Raw genomic sequence first — 15,489 nt, 5'->3', positions numbered from 1 at the left:
TATATCGGAGTGTTCATAAGAGCGTCAACTGCCTACAGATCCCTTTTGCGCCATTTGTCGAAAATTTCTGCCATTTCTTCCGTTATAGGAAGAGTAGTCTTATGAATTGCTTTTTTTTGATTTGCAAGCTGTTCTTCAATGCCTTTTTCAACAAGCTTTGCTTCATGCCGGAGCTCCCGGGCTGATTTTCTTAATGCCCCGCTCCCAAACGTCATTGACTGTTCGGCATAATCAGAGGTGGCGACGTGTACTCTTGTTTCCACATTTTTTAACTCTCCAACTAATTTTTCGATGCGCTCATCAGCTGTCTCGTGTTCTCTCGTATATACGACCTCCACACGTTTCAGCTGATAGTTTTTTCCGATACCGGGGACCATGTGGGCATCGAAAACAACAATAACTCTCCATCCTTTATACGCCTGGTATTCCGCCATCGCGTCAATAAGCCGGTCCCGTGCTTCTTCAAGATGACCGGCCCGGAGCGGCTTCAGCTCCGGCCAGTCGCCAATTACATTATATCCATCTACGAGAAGAATGTCCTTCATGGTGTCTGCCTTCCCTTCTCCTGGCGTTTGCGCAGCACTTCGTACATTAGAACACCACCAGCGACAGAAGCGTTCAATGAAGTAACCGGTCCGTGCATCGGAATCTCTACCAGAAAGTCACAGGCTTCCTTTACGAGCCGGCTCAATCCCTTACCCTCATTTCCGATTACGAGAGCAAGAGGCATATCCGCCTGCATCTGCCTGTAATCAGAGGCATTTTCTGTGCCTGTCCCGGCTACCCAAAGACCTTTTTCCTTTAATTCATCGAGCGTCTTATTAATGTTAGTTACCCGGACTACCGGCACGTACTCGACGGCTCCTGCTGATGTTTTTACCACAGTCTGGGTCACACCCGCCGCCCGCCTTTTCGGAATAATGACGCCGTGCACGCCGGAGGCATTCGCGGTTCGTATCATGGACCCCAGATTATGAGGGTCCTCCACCCCGTCCAGTACGAGGAAAAAAGGATCCTCATTCTGTTTTTCTGCTTTACGGAATAAATCATCCAGCCCTGCATACTGATACGAAGGGACAGCAGCTGCCACTCCCTGATGCACGCCTGCATCGAGTTCATCGAGTTTTTTCTTTGAAACCTCCTGAACCGTTATGCCTTTTTTTCCTGCGAGAGCGCGTATTTCCTGTGCTGCTCCTTTTTTGGAAGTGTCTGCGATCATAATTCTTTCAATTTTCCGGTCGGCTTTTAACGCTTCTATAACAGGATTTTTCCCCGCGATCCATTCCTGGCTCATAATGACTGGCCTCTTTCTTGTGTTTTGTCTATCGCAAATGCAATAATTTCGTTCACCCGTTCCTGTCTGCCGGCAAAATACAGATACCCAAGCATTGCTTCAAAAGCCGTACTCATGCGGTAGGTGGCCAGATCCGCATTTTTGGGAATGCTTCCGGATTTCGCGTTACGTCCCCGCCTGGCTACGGCTGTCTCCTCTTCAGTTAAATACCCTTCATCCCACATGGACCGAAGCACTTCCGCCTGTGCCTGAGCCGATACGTAGGAGGTAGCCTGCTTATGCAACTCCTGCGGCCGAACTTTCCCTTCCGAAATTAAATAATGACGGATGTGGGTTTCAAGCACTGCATCTCCCATATAGGCAAGCGCCAGCGCATTTAACTGCTTTTCATCCACTTTACTATAGTTTATCATGTTATTTCCTCTTCCACCGGATTCCCTGCGGCGTATCTTCCAATAAAATTCCGTCGTTCTCGAGCTGGTCCCGGATTTCATCGGCACGGGCAAAGTTTTTGTTTTTTCTTGCTTCCACCCGTTCTTCGAGAAGCTGTTCAATATCTTCGTCGAGCATTTCTTCTTCTTTTTCCAAAGAAACCCCCAGGACGTTTCCGATTTCTGTCATCGTTTCAATAATTGCGTCCAGCGAATCAATACTTGTCTGCGGCTGCTGCATGTATTTATTTGCTTCCCGGGCCAGGTCAAAAAGCACACTGATGGCATTTGCCGTGTTAAAATCATCGTCCATTTCCTCCAGAAAGCGCGCTTTCGCCCGTTCTGCTGCTTCCCGTCCTTCCCTGCTGCCGCCGTCCGCGCTTTCGCCCCGGCGGTGCTTGACGTTTTCAATCGTCGAACGAAGTCGTTCCAGCCCGGCCCTGGCTGATTCAAGCAGGTCGTTGTCAAAGTTAATAGGATTGCGGTAGTGCGCCTGCATCATGAAAAAGCGGATTACTTCCGGATCGTGCTGCTGAATCATGTCATGCACCAGCACGAAATTACCGAGCGATTTCGACATTTTTTCATTGTTAATATTAATATAGCCGTTATGCATCCAGTAGTGGGCCATCGGTTTTCCGGTCAATGCTTCCGTCTGGGCAATTTCGTTTTCGTGGTGAGGAAATTTTAAATCCTGGCCGCCGGCATGGATGTCGATAGTATCTCCCATATATTTTTTCACCATCGCCGAGCATTCAATATGCCAGCCCGGGCGTCCTTCGCCCCACGGGCTGTCCCAGGCGATTTCGTTTTCCTTCGCTTTTTTCCAGAGCGTGAAGTCCATCGGGTCCTCTTTCTGTTCGCCTATTTCAATCCGCGCGCCCATCTGCAGATCCCCGACAGACTGGGAGGAAAGCTTCCCGTAGTTTTTGAATTTCTTCGTGCGGTAATACACATCACCGTTTGATTCATAGGCAAATCCTTTTGCGATCAGCTGCTCGATAAACTCAATCATTTCTGTCACTGTTTCGGTCGCCCGTGGATGAAGATCCGCTTTTTCAACTCCGAGCGATTCGATATCTTCAAGGTACGTATCAATAAAACGATTAGCGAGCACAGGCACTTCTTCATTCATTTCCTGCGCAGCTTTAATAATTTTGTCATCCACATCGGTAAAATTCGACACGTAATACACATTGTATCCACGGTAGATCAGATAGCGGCGGACAGCATCAAAAACGATAGCAGGACGGGCGTTGCCGATATGAATGTAGTTGTACACAGTCGGCCCGCACACATACATCGTAATCCGGTCCGGGTCTATCGGTTGAAACAGCTCTTTTTGATTAGTTAACGAATTGTATATATGAATCGCCATTACTGCTCTCTTCCTTTCACCGATTGTTCGCGGTTTGCACTTTTATGTTCCGGGAGTTGTTCTTTCAGCAGCTCGATTTCCTCTTCGAGTGAACGGATCTTATCAGCCACCGGATCCGGGAGATTCTGATGGTCGAGCGAGTTTCTGTTGATTTTCACGCCATCCTGTACAACGACCTTTCCCGGAATGCCGACGACCGTCGAGTTGGGCGGCACTTCATTCAATACGACCGAGCCCGCACCAATACGGGAATGCTTACCAATCGTCATGGAACCGAGTACTTTGGCGCCGCTTGCGATTAATACGTGGTCTTCAATCGTCGGATGCCGCTTGCCTTTTTCTTTGCCCGTGCCGCCCAGAGTAACGCCCTGGAAAATCGTGACATTATCGCCAATTTCACATGTTTCTCCGATAACGACCCCCATGCCGTGATCAATAAACAACCGTTCGCCGACCACCGCTCCCGGATGAATTTCAATTCCGGTGACAAAGCGGCTGAGCTGAGAGATCACGCGGGAAAGAAAAAACATCTTTTTCTTCCACAGCCAATGAGCGAAACGATGAGACCATACTGCGTGTACCCCCGCATACGTGAAGACCACTTCCAGACGGTTTCTCGCTGCCGGATCCTGGTCAAATACGACGTCCAAATCATTTTTCAGCGTTTTCCACATGGTGCTTCCCCACTTTCTATTCCTTCTCTCAGGCTTTCATATTATATGCTTAGTATATCAATAAAAAAAACGTCTCTGTGCGAATTCGCACAGAGACGCTTTAAAGCGCGGTTCCACTCTGTTTAAGCGCCGGGACAGACGCTTCTCTTTTTGCCGTAACGGGGCACACTCCGCCGCTGCCTACTATATTCAGCAGAGGACTCCAGGATGCATTTCAAAAACCGGCTCAGTGCCCTCTCTCAGCCAACGGAGAGCATCTCTGTATAAAGCCTGTTGTTTTTTACTTCTTCCTGTCATAGTTTTACCGATATTTATTTAGGAGGAGATAACCTGCTGCAGTCTTGCCTGCACGACGTTTCTTCCGAGGAGCGAAATGGCTGCCGGGAGCTCGGGTCCGTGCGTCTGCCCGGTCGTTGCCACCCGGACTGGCATAAATAGCTGCTTTCCTTTATAGCCTGTCGCTTTCTGGGTAGCTTTTACCGCTTTTTTCACCGTTTCCGGTTCAAAATCCGGAGCCTCGTCAAGCTCTTTCGAGAAGTGCTGAAGTACGGTGCTTACATGCTCCTGCTCGAGTACTTCCCGGGCTTCCTGGGTATAGTCGATTTCTGTTTTGAAGAACAGATCTGTCAGATCGACAATTTCTGCTGCATAGTGCATTTGTTCCTGATAGATCCCGACAAGCTGCTTCAGCCACTCGTACTGGTCTTCCGAAAGTTCTGCCGGCAGCTTTCCTGCTTCCTGCAGATGCGGAAGTGCAAGCAGCGTAAGACGTTCTGTGTCCACTTCTTTTACGTACTGGTTGTTCATCCAGGCAAGTTTGTCCGTATCAAAGACCGCCGGCGCCTTCGAAACCCGCTCAAGTGAAAACTGTTCTTTTAATTCTTCAATCGTAAACAGCTCCTCTTCTCCTTTTGGAGACCACCCGAGCAGTGCCAGAAAGTTCACGATAGCTTCCGGAAGATATCCAAGATCACGGTACTGTTCTACAAATTGAATAACGGAGCCATCACGCTTGCTCATTTTTTGGCGGTTCGGATTCAAAATCAGTGAAGCGTGGGCAAAACGCGGCTTTTCCCAGTCAAAGGCATCGTAGACCAGAGCCTGCCGCGGCGTGTTGGAAAGATGCTCTTCTGCACGGATGACGTGGGAAATTTCCATCAAATGATCATCAATCACTACCGCAAAGTTGTATGTTGGTATGCCGTCTTTACGGGCGATGACAAAATCACCGATATCGTTGGATTCGAAAATAACATTTCCTCTTACAACATCATCAATGATGACGCTCTGTCCTTCAGGAACACGGAAACGAACGACCGGCTTAATGCCCTGGTCTTCATATGCTTTCCGCTGCTCTGGTGTAAGATCCCGATCCCGTCCGCTGTATTTCGGCGCTTCCCCGCGGGCCATCTGTTCCTCTCTTTCCTGGGCAAGCTCTTCTTCTGTCATATAATCATAGTAGGCCTTGCCTTCATCGAGAAGACGCTGGACATATTCTTTATACAGTCCGATTCGCTCCATCGACTGATAAGGAGCATGCGGGCCGCCGACATCCACACTTTCATCCCATTCAATGCCAAGCCAGCGCAGGCTTTCCATTAAACGGGCCGTAGCGTCTTCCACATTACGCTCCTGGTCTGTATCTTCAATCCGCAGAATAAAATCTCCGCCCTGGCTTCTCGCGAATAAATAATTAAATAATGCCGAGCGCGCTCCGCCGATATGAAGATGGCCGGTTGGACTCGGAGCAAACCGTACACGTACTTTTTCACTCATTTCCTTCACCCTCCGTAGACTTTCTGTTTTTTATATTCTCTATTTTTACGTATATTTAATCGGCTGGCTGCAGAAGTACAACAGCATGAGCAGCAATACCTTCTTTTCGGCCGACGAATCCTAGCTTCTCTGTGGTCGTCGCTTTTACATTCACCTGGTCCTCTGCTTGTGCTTCAAGCAGTTCGCCGATACGCTTTTTCATTTCCGGAATATGCGGAGCCATTTTTGGCTGCTGGGCCAGTATGGTCGCATCGACATTTCCAAGTTTCCATCCCTTTGCTTTCACAAGACTGCAGGCATGAGCAAGCAGGTCCGCAGAATCAGCATCTTTAAATTCCGGGTCCGTATCCGGGAAATGCCTGCCGATATCGCCGAGCCCGACTGCCCCTAGTATCGCATCTGTTACTGCATGAAGTAAAACGTCTGCATCCGAATGTCCGAGCAGTCCTTTATCGTGAGGAACGTTTATCCCTCCCAGGATTAAAGGCCGTCCTTCCTGCAGCTGGTGTACATCATATCCATGTCCAATTCTCATTACTTTCTTCCCTCTCTTCGCTTCTGCAAAATCGCCCGGGCTACCACCATGTCTTCAGGAGTGGTCAATTTAATATTATCGTAGCTTCCTTCCACAATCTTTACCGGCCGGCCCATATATTCCACAAGGCTGGTATCGTCTGTGCCAATAATCTGGTGGGTTGCTGCGTAATCGTAGGCTTCCGTCACCACCGCTGCCTGAAACGCCTGCGGGGTCTGTACCGCCCATAAGCTGGAACGGTCGATCGTTTCAAGCACCGTCTCCCCATCTGTACGTTTGACGGTGTCTTTCATTTTTGTGCCAAGCACTGCTGCCCCTGTTTGCTCTGCCTGTTCCACGAGGCGGTGAATATCTTCCTGTTCCACGAATGGGCGGGCCCCGTCGTGCACCAGAACGACCCGGTGCTCGGGAAGAAGGCGTTTCAAGCCTTCGTGCACACTGTTCTGTCGCTCATTTCCACCTACAACCACCTGCTTCACCTTCCGAATGCCCCACTCTTCGAAAAGCTCTTCCATGTCATAAATTTCTGAAGCATTGGCAACAACAATAATTTCTTTACACCACGGATCCTGCTCGAAAACAGATGCAGTATGAATTATTAATGGCCGTTCTTCTAAAACGAGAAACTGTTTATTATGGCCTGCCAGCATTCGTTTTCCCTGGCCGGCTGCAGGAATGACTACCGCATAGTTCATAGTACCTCTCCAATTTCAAGACATTATGTTCCCGTTGTATGTATTGCTTTTTCTCTGCTTTTTTAGCAAAGTCCGCCTGTTAATAATATGCTGATACCCGAAAAACGCTGTATTTATTCTACCGCACCGCTTATCAAACATTAATTTTACCAAAACTTCCCCTATAGGAAAAGCTGCCAGCTATTTATATTTGATGGAAATCCGCATAAAAAAACCCTGTGCAGGCACAGGGCATCTCATTATAAAGCTTTTTCACGTTTCGATACCTTTGGTTTTGCAAATATCATCCGTCCCGCACTTGTCTGCAGGACACTCGTGACTACCACTTCTATTTCCTGGCCGATATAGCCTTTGCCGCTTTCGACTACAATCATCGTGCCATCGTCTAAGTATCCAATCCCCTGGCTTTGTTCCTTGCCGTCTTTGATTACCTGGACCATCATTTCCTCACCAGGAAGAACCACCGGTTTGACTGCATTAGCCAAATCATTGATGTTTAATACACTGACGCCTTGAAGGTCGCACACTTTGTTTAAATTAAAATCATTGGTGACGACAATACCATTTCGCACTTTCGCAAGCTTTACCAGCTTGCTGTCCACTTCATGAATGTCTTCAAAATCGGCGTCCGTAATCTCTACTTCGATAGGAAGCTCCTTCTGAATACGATTTAAAATATCGAGTCCTCGACGGCCCCGGTTACGCTTTAATACGTCTGAGGAATCCGCAATATGCTGAAGCTCTTCAAGTACGAACTCCGGGATCACCAGCTTCCCTTCAATAAATCCTGACTGGCAGATATCTGCAATGCGCCCGTCAATAATCACACTTGTATCGAGCAGCTTCTCCCACGCCTGGTTTTCTTCTGAAGCTGCTGCAGCAGCCAGCGCTGCTTCTTCCTTTGCTGCAGCGTTTTTTGAGCTTGAAAAAAGGCCCAACAGTTCATCACGCTTTTTAAATCCAATCTGAAAGCCAAAATAGCCGCAGAAAAAGGATAAAAATAGGGGAAGAACGGAATCAATTACTGGAATACGGATAGAATTGAGTGGAAGAGAAATTAGAAAGGCAACCACCAGGCCAAAAATCAGTCCAAGCGTTCCAAACAGCACGTCTGTGACAGGAGCTTTCACGACCTTTTCTTCAAGGAACCGCATGCCGTTGACAATTGGCGTTGCGATCCAAAGGCTCACGGCCCAAAACACAAACCCAACGATTACCGCTCCTACAACAGCACCGATATAGGCATTGTAAACCCATTCAGGAAAAGTATAAAAAGGAAATAAAGAAATAAGTTCAGGAATATAAAGGAATCCTAACGTAATACCGGCAAGAACAAAAAATAATTGTACAATCTTTTCCAACACTTTCCAAACACCTCCTTAAGTGTATTATAAACATTTTTCCTCTGGTACAAACCACTAACGTCATATTTATCATAACTTTGGACAATTTGATACAATATGTTCATGAGATTGTTGAATTTTCTTAATTATTAGGAAAAAGGATAGAGAAGGTCCCCCTATGCGATCAGGACCTTCATCTTTAATTTATCTAAGCGGCGCTGGTTCGAGTGCAGCATCAAGTGCTTCTTCAAGCGTTTTGACGCCTACTACCTGAATGCCTTCCGGAAATGTCCAGCCCCCGATATTCTTCGATGGAATAATCGCCCGCGAAAACCCAAGCTTCGCTGCTTCTTTCACGCGCTCCTCCACCCTCGAAATACGCCGGATTTCTCCGGTAAGGCCGACTTCTCCCATAACAATATCCCCCGGGTTTGTGGATTGATTCCGAAAGCTCGAGGCAACGCATATAGCAATACCAAGGTCGACTGCCGGCTCGTCGAGCTTCACGCCTCCGGCGACATTAATATAGGCATCCTGGTTTTGAAGAAGCATGCCAAGACGCTTTTCAAGCACTGCCATCAGAAGCGCAATCCGGTTCTGGTCGATTCCTGTAGCCGTACGGCGCGGGTAAGCATAGCTGGTAGGGGCGATCAGCGCCTGCAGTTCTACAAGCACCGGCCGGGTCCCCTCCAGAGAAGCTACAACAGCTGATCCCGAAGTACCCTCCGTCCGCTCTTCAAGAAAGATTTCTGAAGGATTTGTTACTTCCTTCAGTCCAGCCTCCTTCATTTCAAATATTCCAATTTCGTTCGTCGAACCAAATCTGTTTTTAACGGCCCGTAAAATCCGGTACGTATTATGCTGTTCGCCTTCAAAATAAAGCACAGAATCCACCATATGCTCGAGCATTTTAGGTCCGGCAATGGACCCCTGCTTGGTCATGTGTCCTACAACAAATACAGCAATGCCCTGATTTTTTGCAATGTGCATAAATGTCGACGTCGATTCACGCACCTGCGCTACGCTCCCGGGCGCCGACTGGATTTCATCCGAATGGACGGTCTGAATCGAATCGATAATCACAAGATCCGGCTTCACTTCCTCCATCGCAGCTTCAATGCGCTCCATGTTCGTTTCTGTAAAGACAAACAGCGTGTCTGCTTCCACACCGAGCCGTTCCGCTCTCATTTTCGTCTGCTTGACCGACTCCTCTCCGGAAACATAAAGGACACGGTACTTCTGAGAAGCAAGCAGAGCAGAGACCTGCAGAAGCAGCGTTGACTTCCCAATTCCCGGGTCTCCCCCAACAAGTACGAGTGACCCGGGCACGATGCCCCCGCCTAATACTCTGTTTAGTTCGCCTACAGACGTTGAAATGCGGTTTTCCTTTTCTCCGGTTACCTGGGTAATCGGTGTCGGTTTGTCAGCTTCGCTGAATACATTTGCCGCCGGGCGGCGGCCTGCTTTCGATGCCGGTGCTTCTTTTTCCTCTACCATCGTATTCCAGTTGCTGCAGGCAGGACAGCGCCCCATCCATTTTTGGGTTTCATACCCGCACTCCTGGCAGACAAATTTTGTTTTAGCTTTTGCCATACGATCCTCCTCTTTTACTACGGGCTGTATCTATTTTTCGTTTCGATTCCACGTAATTTTATCGTTCATAAAAAGAAAAAAAGCTGCCCCCTGACATTAATATGCCACAAGGCAGCTGTTTCGAGTATAGCTTTATTGCGCTTTCGCTGTGCCTGATTTTGTTTCAACGATAAATTCATCGTCTTTCACGTCAATCACAGCAGTGTTGCCTTCTTCAAGCGTACCTTTAAGCAGCTCATCGGACAAACGGTCCTCCACGTGACGCTGCAGAGCACGTCTGAGCGGGCGGGCCCCGTATTCAGGATCGAAACCTTCGTCAGCAATTTTATCAAGTGCTGTTTCAGTAATTTCAATGCTGATACCATGCTCTTCCACACGCTTTTTAAGCTGCTCTGTCATTAAGCGCACGATCTTTTTGATGTGCTCTTTTTCCAGGCTGTGGAAGACAATGATTTCATCCAAACGGTTGATAAATTCAGGACGGAACGTGTTTTTCAGCTCGCCCATGATTTTATCCCGCATATCATCGAATTTCTGCTCGGTGGACTGGGCAGCGAAGCCGACACTTTTATTTTGACGCAGAGTACTTGCCCCGACGTTTGATGTCAGAATCAGCGCTGTATTTCTAAAGTCGACCCGGCGTCCTTTAGAGTCGGTAAGAAAACCGTCTTCAAGTACTTGAAGCAGAATATTAAATACTTCCGGGTGAGCTTTTTCGATTTCATCCAGCAAAATTACGGAGTACGGGTTACGGCGCACTTTTTCTGTCAGCTGTCCGCCTTCTTCATAGCCGACATAGCCTGGAGGAGAACCGACCAGGCGGCTCGTCGCGTGGCGTTCCATATATTCGGACATATCGATTCGGATAATCGATTCTTCATCGCCAAACAATGTTTCTGCAACAGCGCGTGCCAGCTCCGTTTTACCTACACCGGTAGGCCCGAGGAAGATAAAGGAGCCGATCGGCCGTTTTGGATCTTTCAATCCGGCACGGGCACGGCGCACTGCTTTGGAAATGGCATTGACTGCTTCATCCTGGCCGACAACCCGGTTATGCAGAATGTCTTCCATATGAAGCAGGCGGTCCGTTTCTTCTTCTGCAAGCTTGGAGACCGGAACGCCTGTCCAGCTTGAAACCACCTGAGCAATGTCTTCTGTCGTAATTGCAGAGTTTTCCTGCCCCTGTTTTTCTTTCCATTCGTTTTTCATCTCTTCGACTTCCGCCCGAAGCCGCTGTTCGGAATCACGGAGTGAAGCCGCTTTTTCAAATTCCTGACTCTGCACGGCCGCATCCTTTTCCTTACGCGTTTCTTCGAGATTCTGCTCGAGTTCTTTCAGGTTCGGCGGCGCTGTATAAGAACGCAGACGCACCCGTGAACCTGCTTCGTCGATTAAGTCGATTGCTTTATCCGGAAGGAAACGGTCCGAAATATACCGATCGGATAATTTTACTGCCTGTTCAATCGCCTCGTCTCCGATAGTTACCCGGTGATGGGCTTCGTAACGGTCTCTCAGTCCGGCAAGAATTTGAATGGATTCTTCAAGTGTCGGTTCGTCCACCTGAATTGGCTGGAAACGACGTTCAAGCGCAGCATCTTTTTCAATATACTTGCGGTACTCATCCAGGGTGGTGGCACCGATGCACTGAAGCTCTCCGCGTGCGAGTGAAGGCTTCAGGATGTTCGAGGCATCGATTGCACCTTCTGCACCGCCGGCACCGATTAATGTATGCAGTTCATCAATGAACAGCAGCACATTTCCGGACTGACGAATCTCTTCCATTACTTTCTTCAAACGGTCTTCAAATTCACCGCGGTATTTTGTGCCGGCAACAACAGTACCCATATCGAGAGTCATAACCCGCTTATTGCGGAGTGTTTCCGGCACTTCATTGGAAACGATCGACAGAGCGAGGCCTTCAGCGATAGCTGTTTTACCTACACCAGGCTCCCCGATAAGAACCGGGTTGTTTTTCGTCCGGCGGCTTAATACCTGAATAACACGTTCAATTTCCTGGCTTCTTCCGATTACCGGATCAAGACCTTCTTCTTTAGCTACTGCCGTCAAATCTCTTGCTAAACTGTCAAGAGTCGGCGTGTTGGCACTTCCACCTGCTCCCGGAGCCTGCTGGCTTCCGGAGCTCGAAGCCCCTTCATTGCTTCCGAGAAGCTGAAGCACCTGCTGGCGGGCTTTGTTCAGACTAACTCCAAGATTATTCAGCACCCGGGCTGCAACGCCTTCTCCTTCCCGGATTAATCCAAGCAGAATATGCTCTGTGCCGACATAGGAATGGCCAAGCTTTCGTGCCTCATCCATGGAAAGCTCAATAACTTTTTTCGCCCGCGGGGTATAATGAATCGTTTTCGACCCCTGCTGGCCTGTGCCGATAAGGGTTTCCACCTCCTGCTGAATCTGGTCTGTATCCAAATTCAGTGCCTGCAGAGCTTTTGCAGCAATGCCCTCACCTTCACGCACTAAACCGAGCAGAATATGCTCTGTTCCTATATTATTATGGCCAAGGCGGATAGCTTCTTCCTGAGCTAGCGCCAGTACTTTTTGCGCTCGTTCTGTAAAACGGCCGAACATCATGTTGCACGCACCTCCTACGCATTAGTAAATCTATAGTTCAAGTTTTATTCTCTCACGGATCACATTTGCCCGTCTTATATCTGCTTCTTCCTGACTCAGTGATTTTCCTGCATACTGCTCAAGAAAACCAGGCTGAGTCAGTAACATAAGTTCATTCAAAATATTACCCGGAATCCCTTTAATTAAATCCAGATCGATACCAAGCCTTACATCTGATAAACGGTTAGCAGCCTCTTTTGTCGTCATTGTCCGGCTGTATGCAAGGATACCGTAGGATCTGAACACCCTGTCTTCGAGCTTTAACCTTGAAGAGCTGAGCAGAGACTCGCGTGCATGGCGTTCTCTTTGAATCACCTGCATTACTACACCGCGCAGATCTTCGATAATATCTTTTTCAGATTTTCCCAGTGTCATCTGGTTGGAAATTTGGAAAAGATTGCCGAGTGCTTCACTGCCTTCTCCGTAAATGCCTCTTACGACCAGGCCAAGCTGGTGAATAGCCGGGAGAATACGGCTGAGTTGATTGGTCCAGACTAACGCAGGCAGGTGTACCATTACTGAAGCTCTCATACCTGTCCCTACATTCGTCGGGCAACTTGTTAAGTAACCGAGCCGTTCGTCAAACGCATAGGTAAGGTTAGCCTCTGCCCAATCGTCCAGACGGTCAGCTTCATTGTAACATTCTTCAAGCTGCATGCCGTTACTCAGACATTGAAGACGCAAATGATCTTCCTCATTAACCATAATACTGATTGATTCATCGTTATTCAAAAGAACAGCACTATGTTCCATGTTTTTTATTAAATACGGGCTGACAAGATGCTTTTCCACCAGTACCTGCCGTTCATTCGGACGAAGCTCATTCATATTCAACGCTTCAAGAGAGCCTACTTCTTCTGACTGATTCAAAAGAGTAGAGGAAGCATAGCGCAGAAGTGTTGCACTTGCTTCTTCTGAAGCAAAAACAGGAAAGGGGTACTGCTCTATATTACGAGCAAGCCGGATCCGGGTGCTGAGGGCAATATCGCCTTCCGGTCCCGGCCCTTCCTGCATCCACGGACTGATCGCTTCTGAAAAAAAGTGCTCGGATGCCATCAGCTGTCTTCCTCCCTTCCCTGAAACTGCTTTTCAAGGGTACGGATTTCGTCTCTTAATTCCGCAGCTTTTTCAAACTCTTCATTTTGGACGAGAATGTTAATCTGTTGTTTTTTCTCCTCGAGCTCTCTTTGGGCATGCAGCTTCTCGTGCCTGTGTTTTGGGACCTTGCCGGTATGATTGGTATTGCCGCTGTGCACCCGGCGAAAAACAGGCGTCAGCTTCGACTCAAATGCGTGATAACAATGAGCACAGCCCAATCGGCCGGTTTTAGTGAACTGCTTATACGTCAGTCCGCAGTTGTCGCATGTCAGCGGCCTGTTTGTGTTTGTTTTTTTCGGCTGTTTTTTTTCAGCGTTTCCAGCTGTACTGGGCTGGTCCATGTTTAGTAAGTCCGACAATAAATCCTGGATGGTATAGCCGCCCGCAGCCGACATGAAAGAATGCTCTGTTTCAGAGGATTCCCCCTGTTCTTTGGCACACTCTTCGCATAAATGAAGCTCTGTTTTAGCTCCATTAACGATTTTCGTATAATGCAAAGAGGCCGGACGCTGACCGCAATTCTGGCAGATCATATATCTTCCCTCCCTTATTCATAGCGCAGACTTTCTATCATAGCTTGCATAATCCGCGCACGAACAATATCCCTTTCTTCTGGATACTTTAAGGCCAGTATAGACCTATCAACTGCCGCAAGCATCAAATTTGCTTCACGCTTATTCACCACGTTTTCCTCAAACAAACGCATAATAACGCTCTCTGCTGTTCTTTGGTCAATACCGTGCCCTACAAGATCTGAAACTTGCCGAAGCAGTTCTGCGTGATCTGAAATTTTAGCCCTTGTAATTCGTATATACCCGCCACCACCACGTTTACTCTCTACTACATAGCCTTTTTCAATAGTAAAACGCGTGCTTATGACATAGTTAATCTGGGAGGGGACACACTCAAAGCGCTTTGCAAGTTCACTTCTTTTAATTTCAATTAGATCCTGTTCACTCTGTGTTAAAATTTGTTTCAAATAATTTTCAATAACATCAGACATGCTTTTCATTCCCGCGACCTCCTCTCCGCCCCGGTTCGTCTTGCTATTATCAAAAAATTGATTTTGACTATCTTTGACTATAATATATAATATTATTCAACTGTTTTCAAGCTAGAGACGAGCAAAATGAAAAATCCGTCCTGCAGTATGTTACTCATAGGACGGATTAAGCTCTATTTCTTTTATGCTTTCTATTTTATATAAAGACTCATACAGTTCTGTTTCAGCTATCCCCTCCGGCAGTTGAACTTTAATATAATAATGAAGCAGAGGGGCTTCGTCTTCATCAAATTCCTTGCCCTTTATTTTTTGAACTTGAACTTCCATGCTTTCCAGACGTTGAATCGTCTCGCCGAGCTCATTTGCCTCTTTGTTCATAGCTATAAACAATACGTCCGTATCAGAAACGTTTTTAAACCATTTGTCTACGTGGTTTAAAAAGATAAGACTTGTCAATACAAGAACTGTAGCGGCAATACCAGCAAAAAACATGCCTGCTCCTATAGTCAAGCCGATAGCAGCGACTATCCAGATGGAAGCAGCAGTAGTCAGCCCCCGGATAGAAGCACCCTGGACTATAATGGTACCAGCGCCGAGGAAGCCAATCCCACTTATTACATAAGAGGCCAGACGTGAAGGATCATAAGCAACCAAATCCCCGTTTTGGTTTAAATAATCCTGAAAGCCAAACAACGCAAGCAGCATCACTAAACAGGAACCGGTCCCAACCAGCATGTGGGTCCGAAAACCAGCTGGATGGCCTTTCGATTCACGTTCAATTCCTATTACTCCCGCCAAAAAGGCAGCAAGAATTAAACGAATGAGTATCGTAATTGATTCATATTCCATCCACTGCTCCACCTGAGTCACATCCTTTCATTTATTATACCTTATCTTTTTTACTTTGTTTAACGCTTCATGATATAAAAAAACCGCTTCCCCAACAAGGGAAACGGTTGAACTCGCCCGGCAGCGATCTACTTTCACGGGGGGAGAACCCCCGGCTATCATCAACGCTGAAGAGCTTAACTTCCGTGTTCG

At 47.6% G+C, this 15,489-nt stretch carries 15 protein-coding genes, 1 rRNA gene and 1 other annotated feature; all 16 genes read right to left on the bottom strand.

The annotated features are described in order from the left end of the window. Positions 1-32: 32 nt before the first annotated feature. Complete coding sequence (locus tag ACTRXH_RS13560; RefSeq protein ID WP_474263616.1) at positions 33-545, bottom strand: NYN domain-containing protein; 513 nt, start codon at positions 543-545, stop codon at positions 33-35. Further along, on the bottom strand, positions 542-1,294 hold the full coding sequence (gene rlmB / locus ACTRXH_RS13555) for a 23S rRNA (guanosine(2251)-2'-O)-methyltransferase RlmB (protein WP_474282593.1): 753 nt from the start codon (positions 1,292-1,294) through the stop codon (positions 542-544). Before rlmB ends, ACTRXH_RS13560 begins: the two co-directional genes overlap by 4 nt. After that, a complete protein-coding gene (locus ACTRXH_RS13550) occupies positions 1,291-1,707 on the bottom strand; it encodes a Mini-ribonuclease 3 (RefSeq protein ID WP_474263612.1) in 417 nt (138 codons plus the stop codon). The genes rlmB and ACTRXH_RS13550 overlap by 4 nt, the downstream gene beginning before the upstream one ends. A 1-nt stretch (position 1,708) precedes the next feature. Further along, positions 1,709-3,103 carry a cysteine--tRNA ligase gene (cysS, locus tag ACTRXH_RS13545; RefSeq protein WP_474282591.1) on the bottom strand — a complete coding sequence of 465 codons (1,395 nt, stop codon included), beginning with the start codon at positions 3,101-3,103 and terminating at the stop codon, positions 1,709-1,711. Next, the gene (gene epsC, locus ACTRXH_RS13540) at positions 3,103-3,777 is read right to left on the bottom strand and encodes a serine O-acetyltransferase EpsC (protein WP_474263608.1); all 675 of its coding nucleotides are present in this window, start codon (positions 3,775-3,777) and stop codon (positions 3,103-3,105) included. The genes cysS and epsC overlap by 1 nt, the downstream gene beginning before the upstream one ends. Before the next feature lie 88 nt (positions 3,778-3,865). Next, positions 3,866-4,083, bottom strand: a binding site (T-box leader). A 9-nt stretch (positions 4,084-4,092) separates the two neighbouring features. After that, positions 4,093-5,553: a glutamate--tRNA ligase gene (gene gltX / locus ACTRXH_RS13535; RefSeq protein WP_474263606.1), complete on the bottom strand. Its 1,461-nt coding sequence runs from the start codon at positions 5,551-5,553 to the stop codon at positions 4,093-4,095. Positions 5,554-5,608: 55 nt separating this feature from the next. Beyond that, positions 5,609-6,088, bottom strand: a complete 480-nt coding sequence (ispF, locus tag ACTRXH_RS13530) for a 2-C-methyl-D-erythritol 2,4-cyclodiphosphate synthase (protein WP_474263604.1) — start codon at positions 6,086-6,088, stop codon at positions 5,609-5,611. Next, positions 6,088-6,783, bottom strand: a complete 696-nt coding sequence (gene ispD, locus ACTRXH_RS13525; RefSeq protein WP_474263602.1) for a 2-C-methyl-D-erythritol 4-phosphate cytidylyltransferase — start codon at positions 6,781-6,783, stop codon at positions 6,088-6,090. Before ispD ends, ispF begins: the two co-directional genes overlap by 1 nt. A 239-nt stretch (positions 6,784-7,022) precedes the next feature. Then, on the bottom strand, positions 7,023-8,147 hold the full coding sequence (locus tag ACTRXH_RS13520) for a PIN/TRAM domain-containing protein (RefSeq protein ID WP_474263600.1): 1,125 nt from the start codon (positions 8,145-8,147) through the stop codon (positions 7,023-7,025). A 183-nt stretch (positions 8,148-8,330) separates the two neighbouring features. Further along, entirely contained in the window at positions 8,331-9,719 is a 1,389-nt protein-coding gene (gene radA / locus ACTRXH_RS13515; protein ID WP_322527260.1) for a DNA repair protein RadA, read from the bottom strand. 132 nt (positions 9,720-9,851) lie between these two features. Beyond that, entirely contained in the window at positions 9,852-12,308 is a 2,457-nt protein-coding gene (gene clpC, locus ACTRXH_RS13510) for an ATP-dependent protease ATP-binding subunit ClpC (RefSeq protein ID WP_474263597.1), read from the bottom strand. 30 nt (positions 12,309-12,338) lie between these two features. Continuing rightward, positions 12,339-13,403 carry a protein arginine kinase gene (locus ACTRXH_RS13505; protein WP_474263595.1) on the bottom strand — a complete coding sequence of 355 codons (1,065 nt, stop codon included), beginning with the start codon at positions 13,401-13,403 and terminating at the stop codon, positions 12,339-12,341. Beyond that, entirely contained in the window at positions 13,403-13,978 is a 576-nt protein-coding gene (locus ACTRXH_RS13500; protein WP_474263592.1) for a UvrB/UvrC motif-containing protein, read from the bottom strand. The genes ACTRXH_RS13505 and ACTRXH_RS13500 overlap by 1 nt, the downstream gene beginning before the upstream one ends. A 14-nt stretch (positions 13,979-13,992) precedes the next feature. Then, positions 13,993-14,457, bottom strand: coding sequence for a CtsR family transcriptional regulator (locus ACTRXH_RS13495; protein WP_322527264.1), 465 nt, complete (start codon positions 14,455-14,457; stop codon positions 13,993-13,995). A 141-nt stretch (positions 14,458-14,598) separates the two neighbouring features. Beyond that, positions 14,599-15,309 carry an MgtC/SapB family protein gene (locus ACTRXH_RS13490; protein ID WP_474263590.1) on the bottom strand — a complete coding sequence of 237 codons (711 nt, stop codon included), beginning with the start codon at positions 15,307-15,309 and terminating at the stop codon, positions 14,599-14,601. 103 nt (positions 15,310-15,412) lie between these two features. Beyond that, positions 15,413-15,489, bottom strand: a 5S ribosomal RNA gene (rrf, locus tag ACTRXH_RS13485); the annotation flags it as partial.

The organism is Marinococcus sp. LNHM5E3-2.1 (genome assembly GCF_056034365.1).
This window is presented reverse-complemented; position numbering and strand designations above follow the sequence as displayed.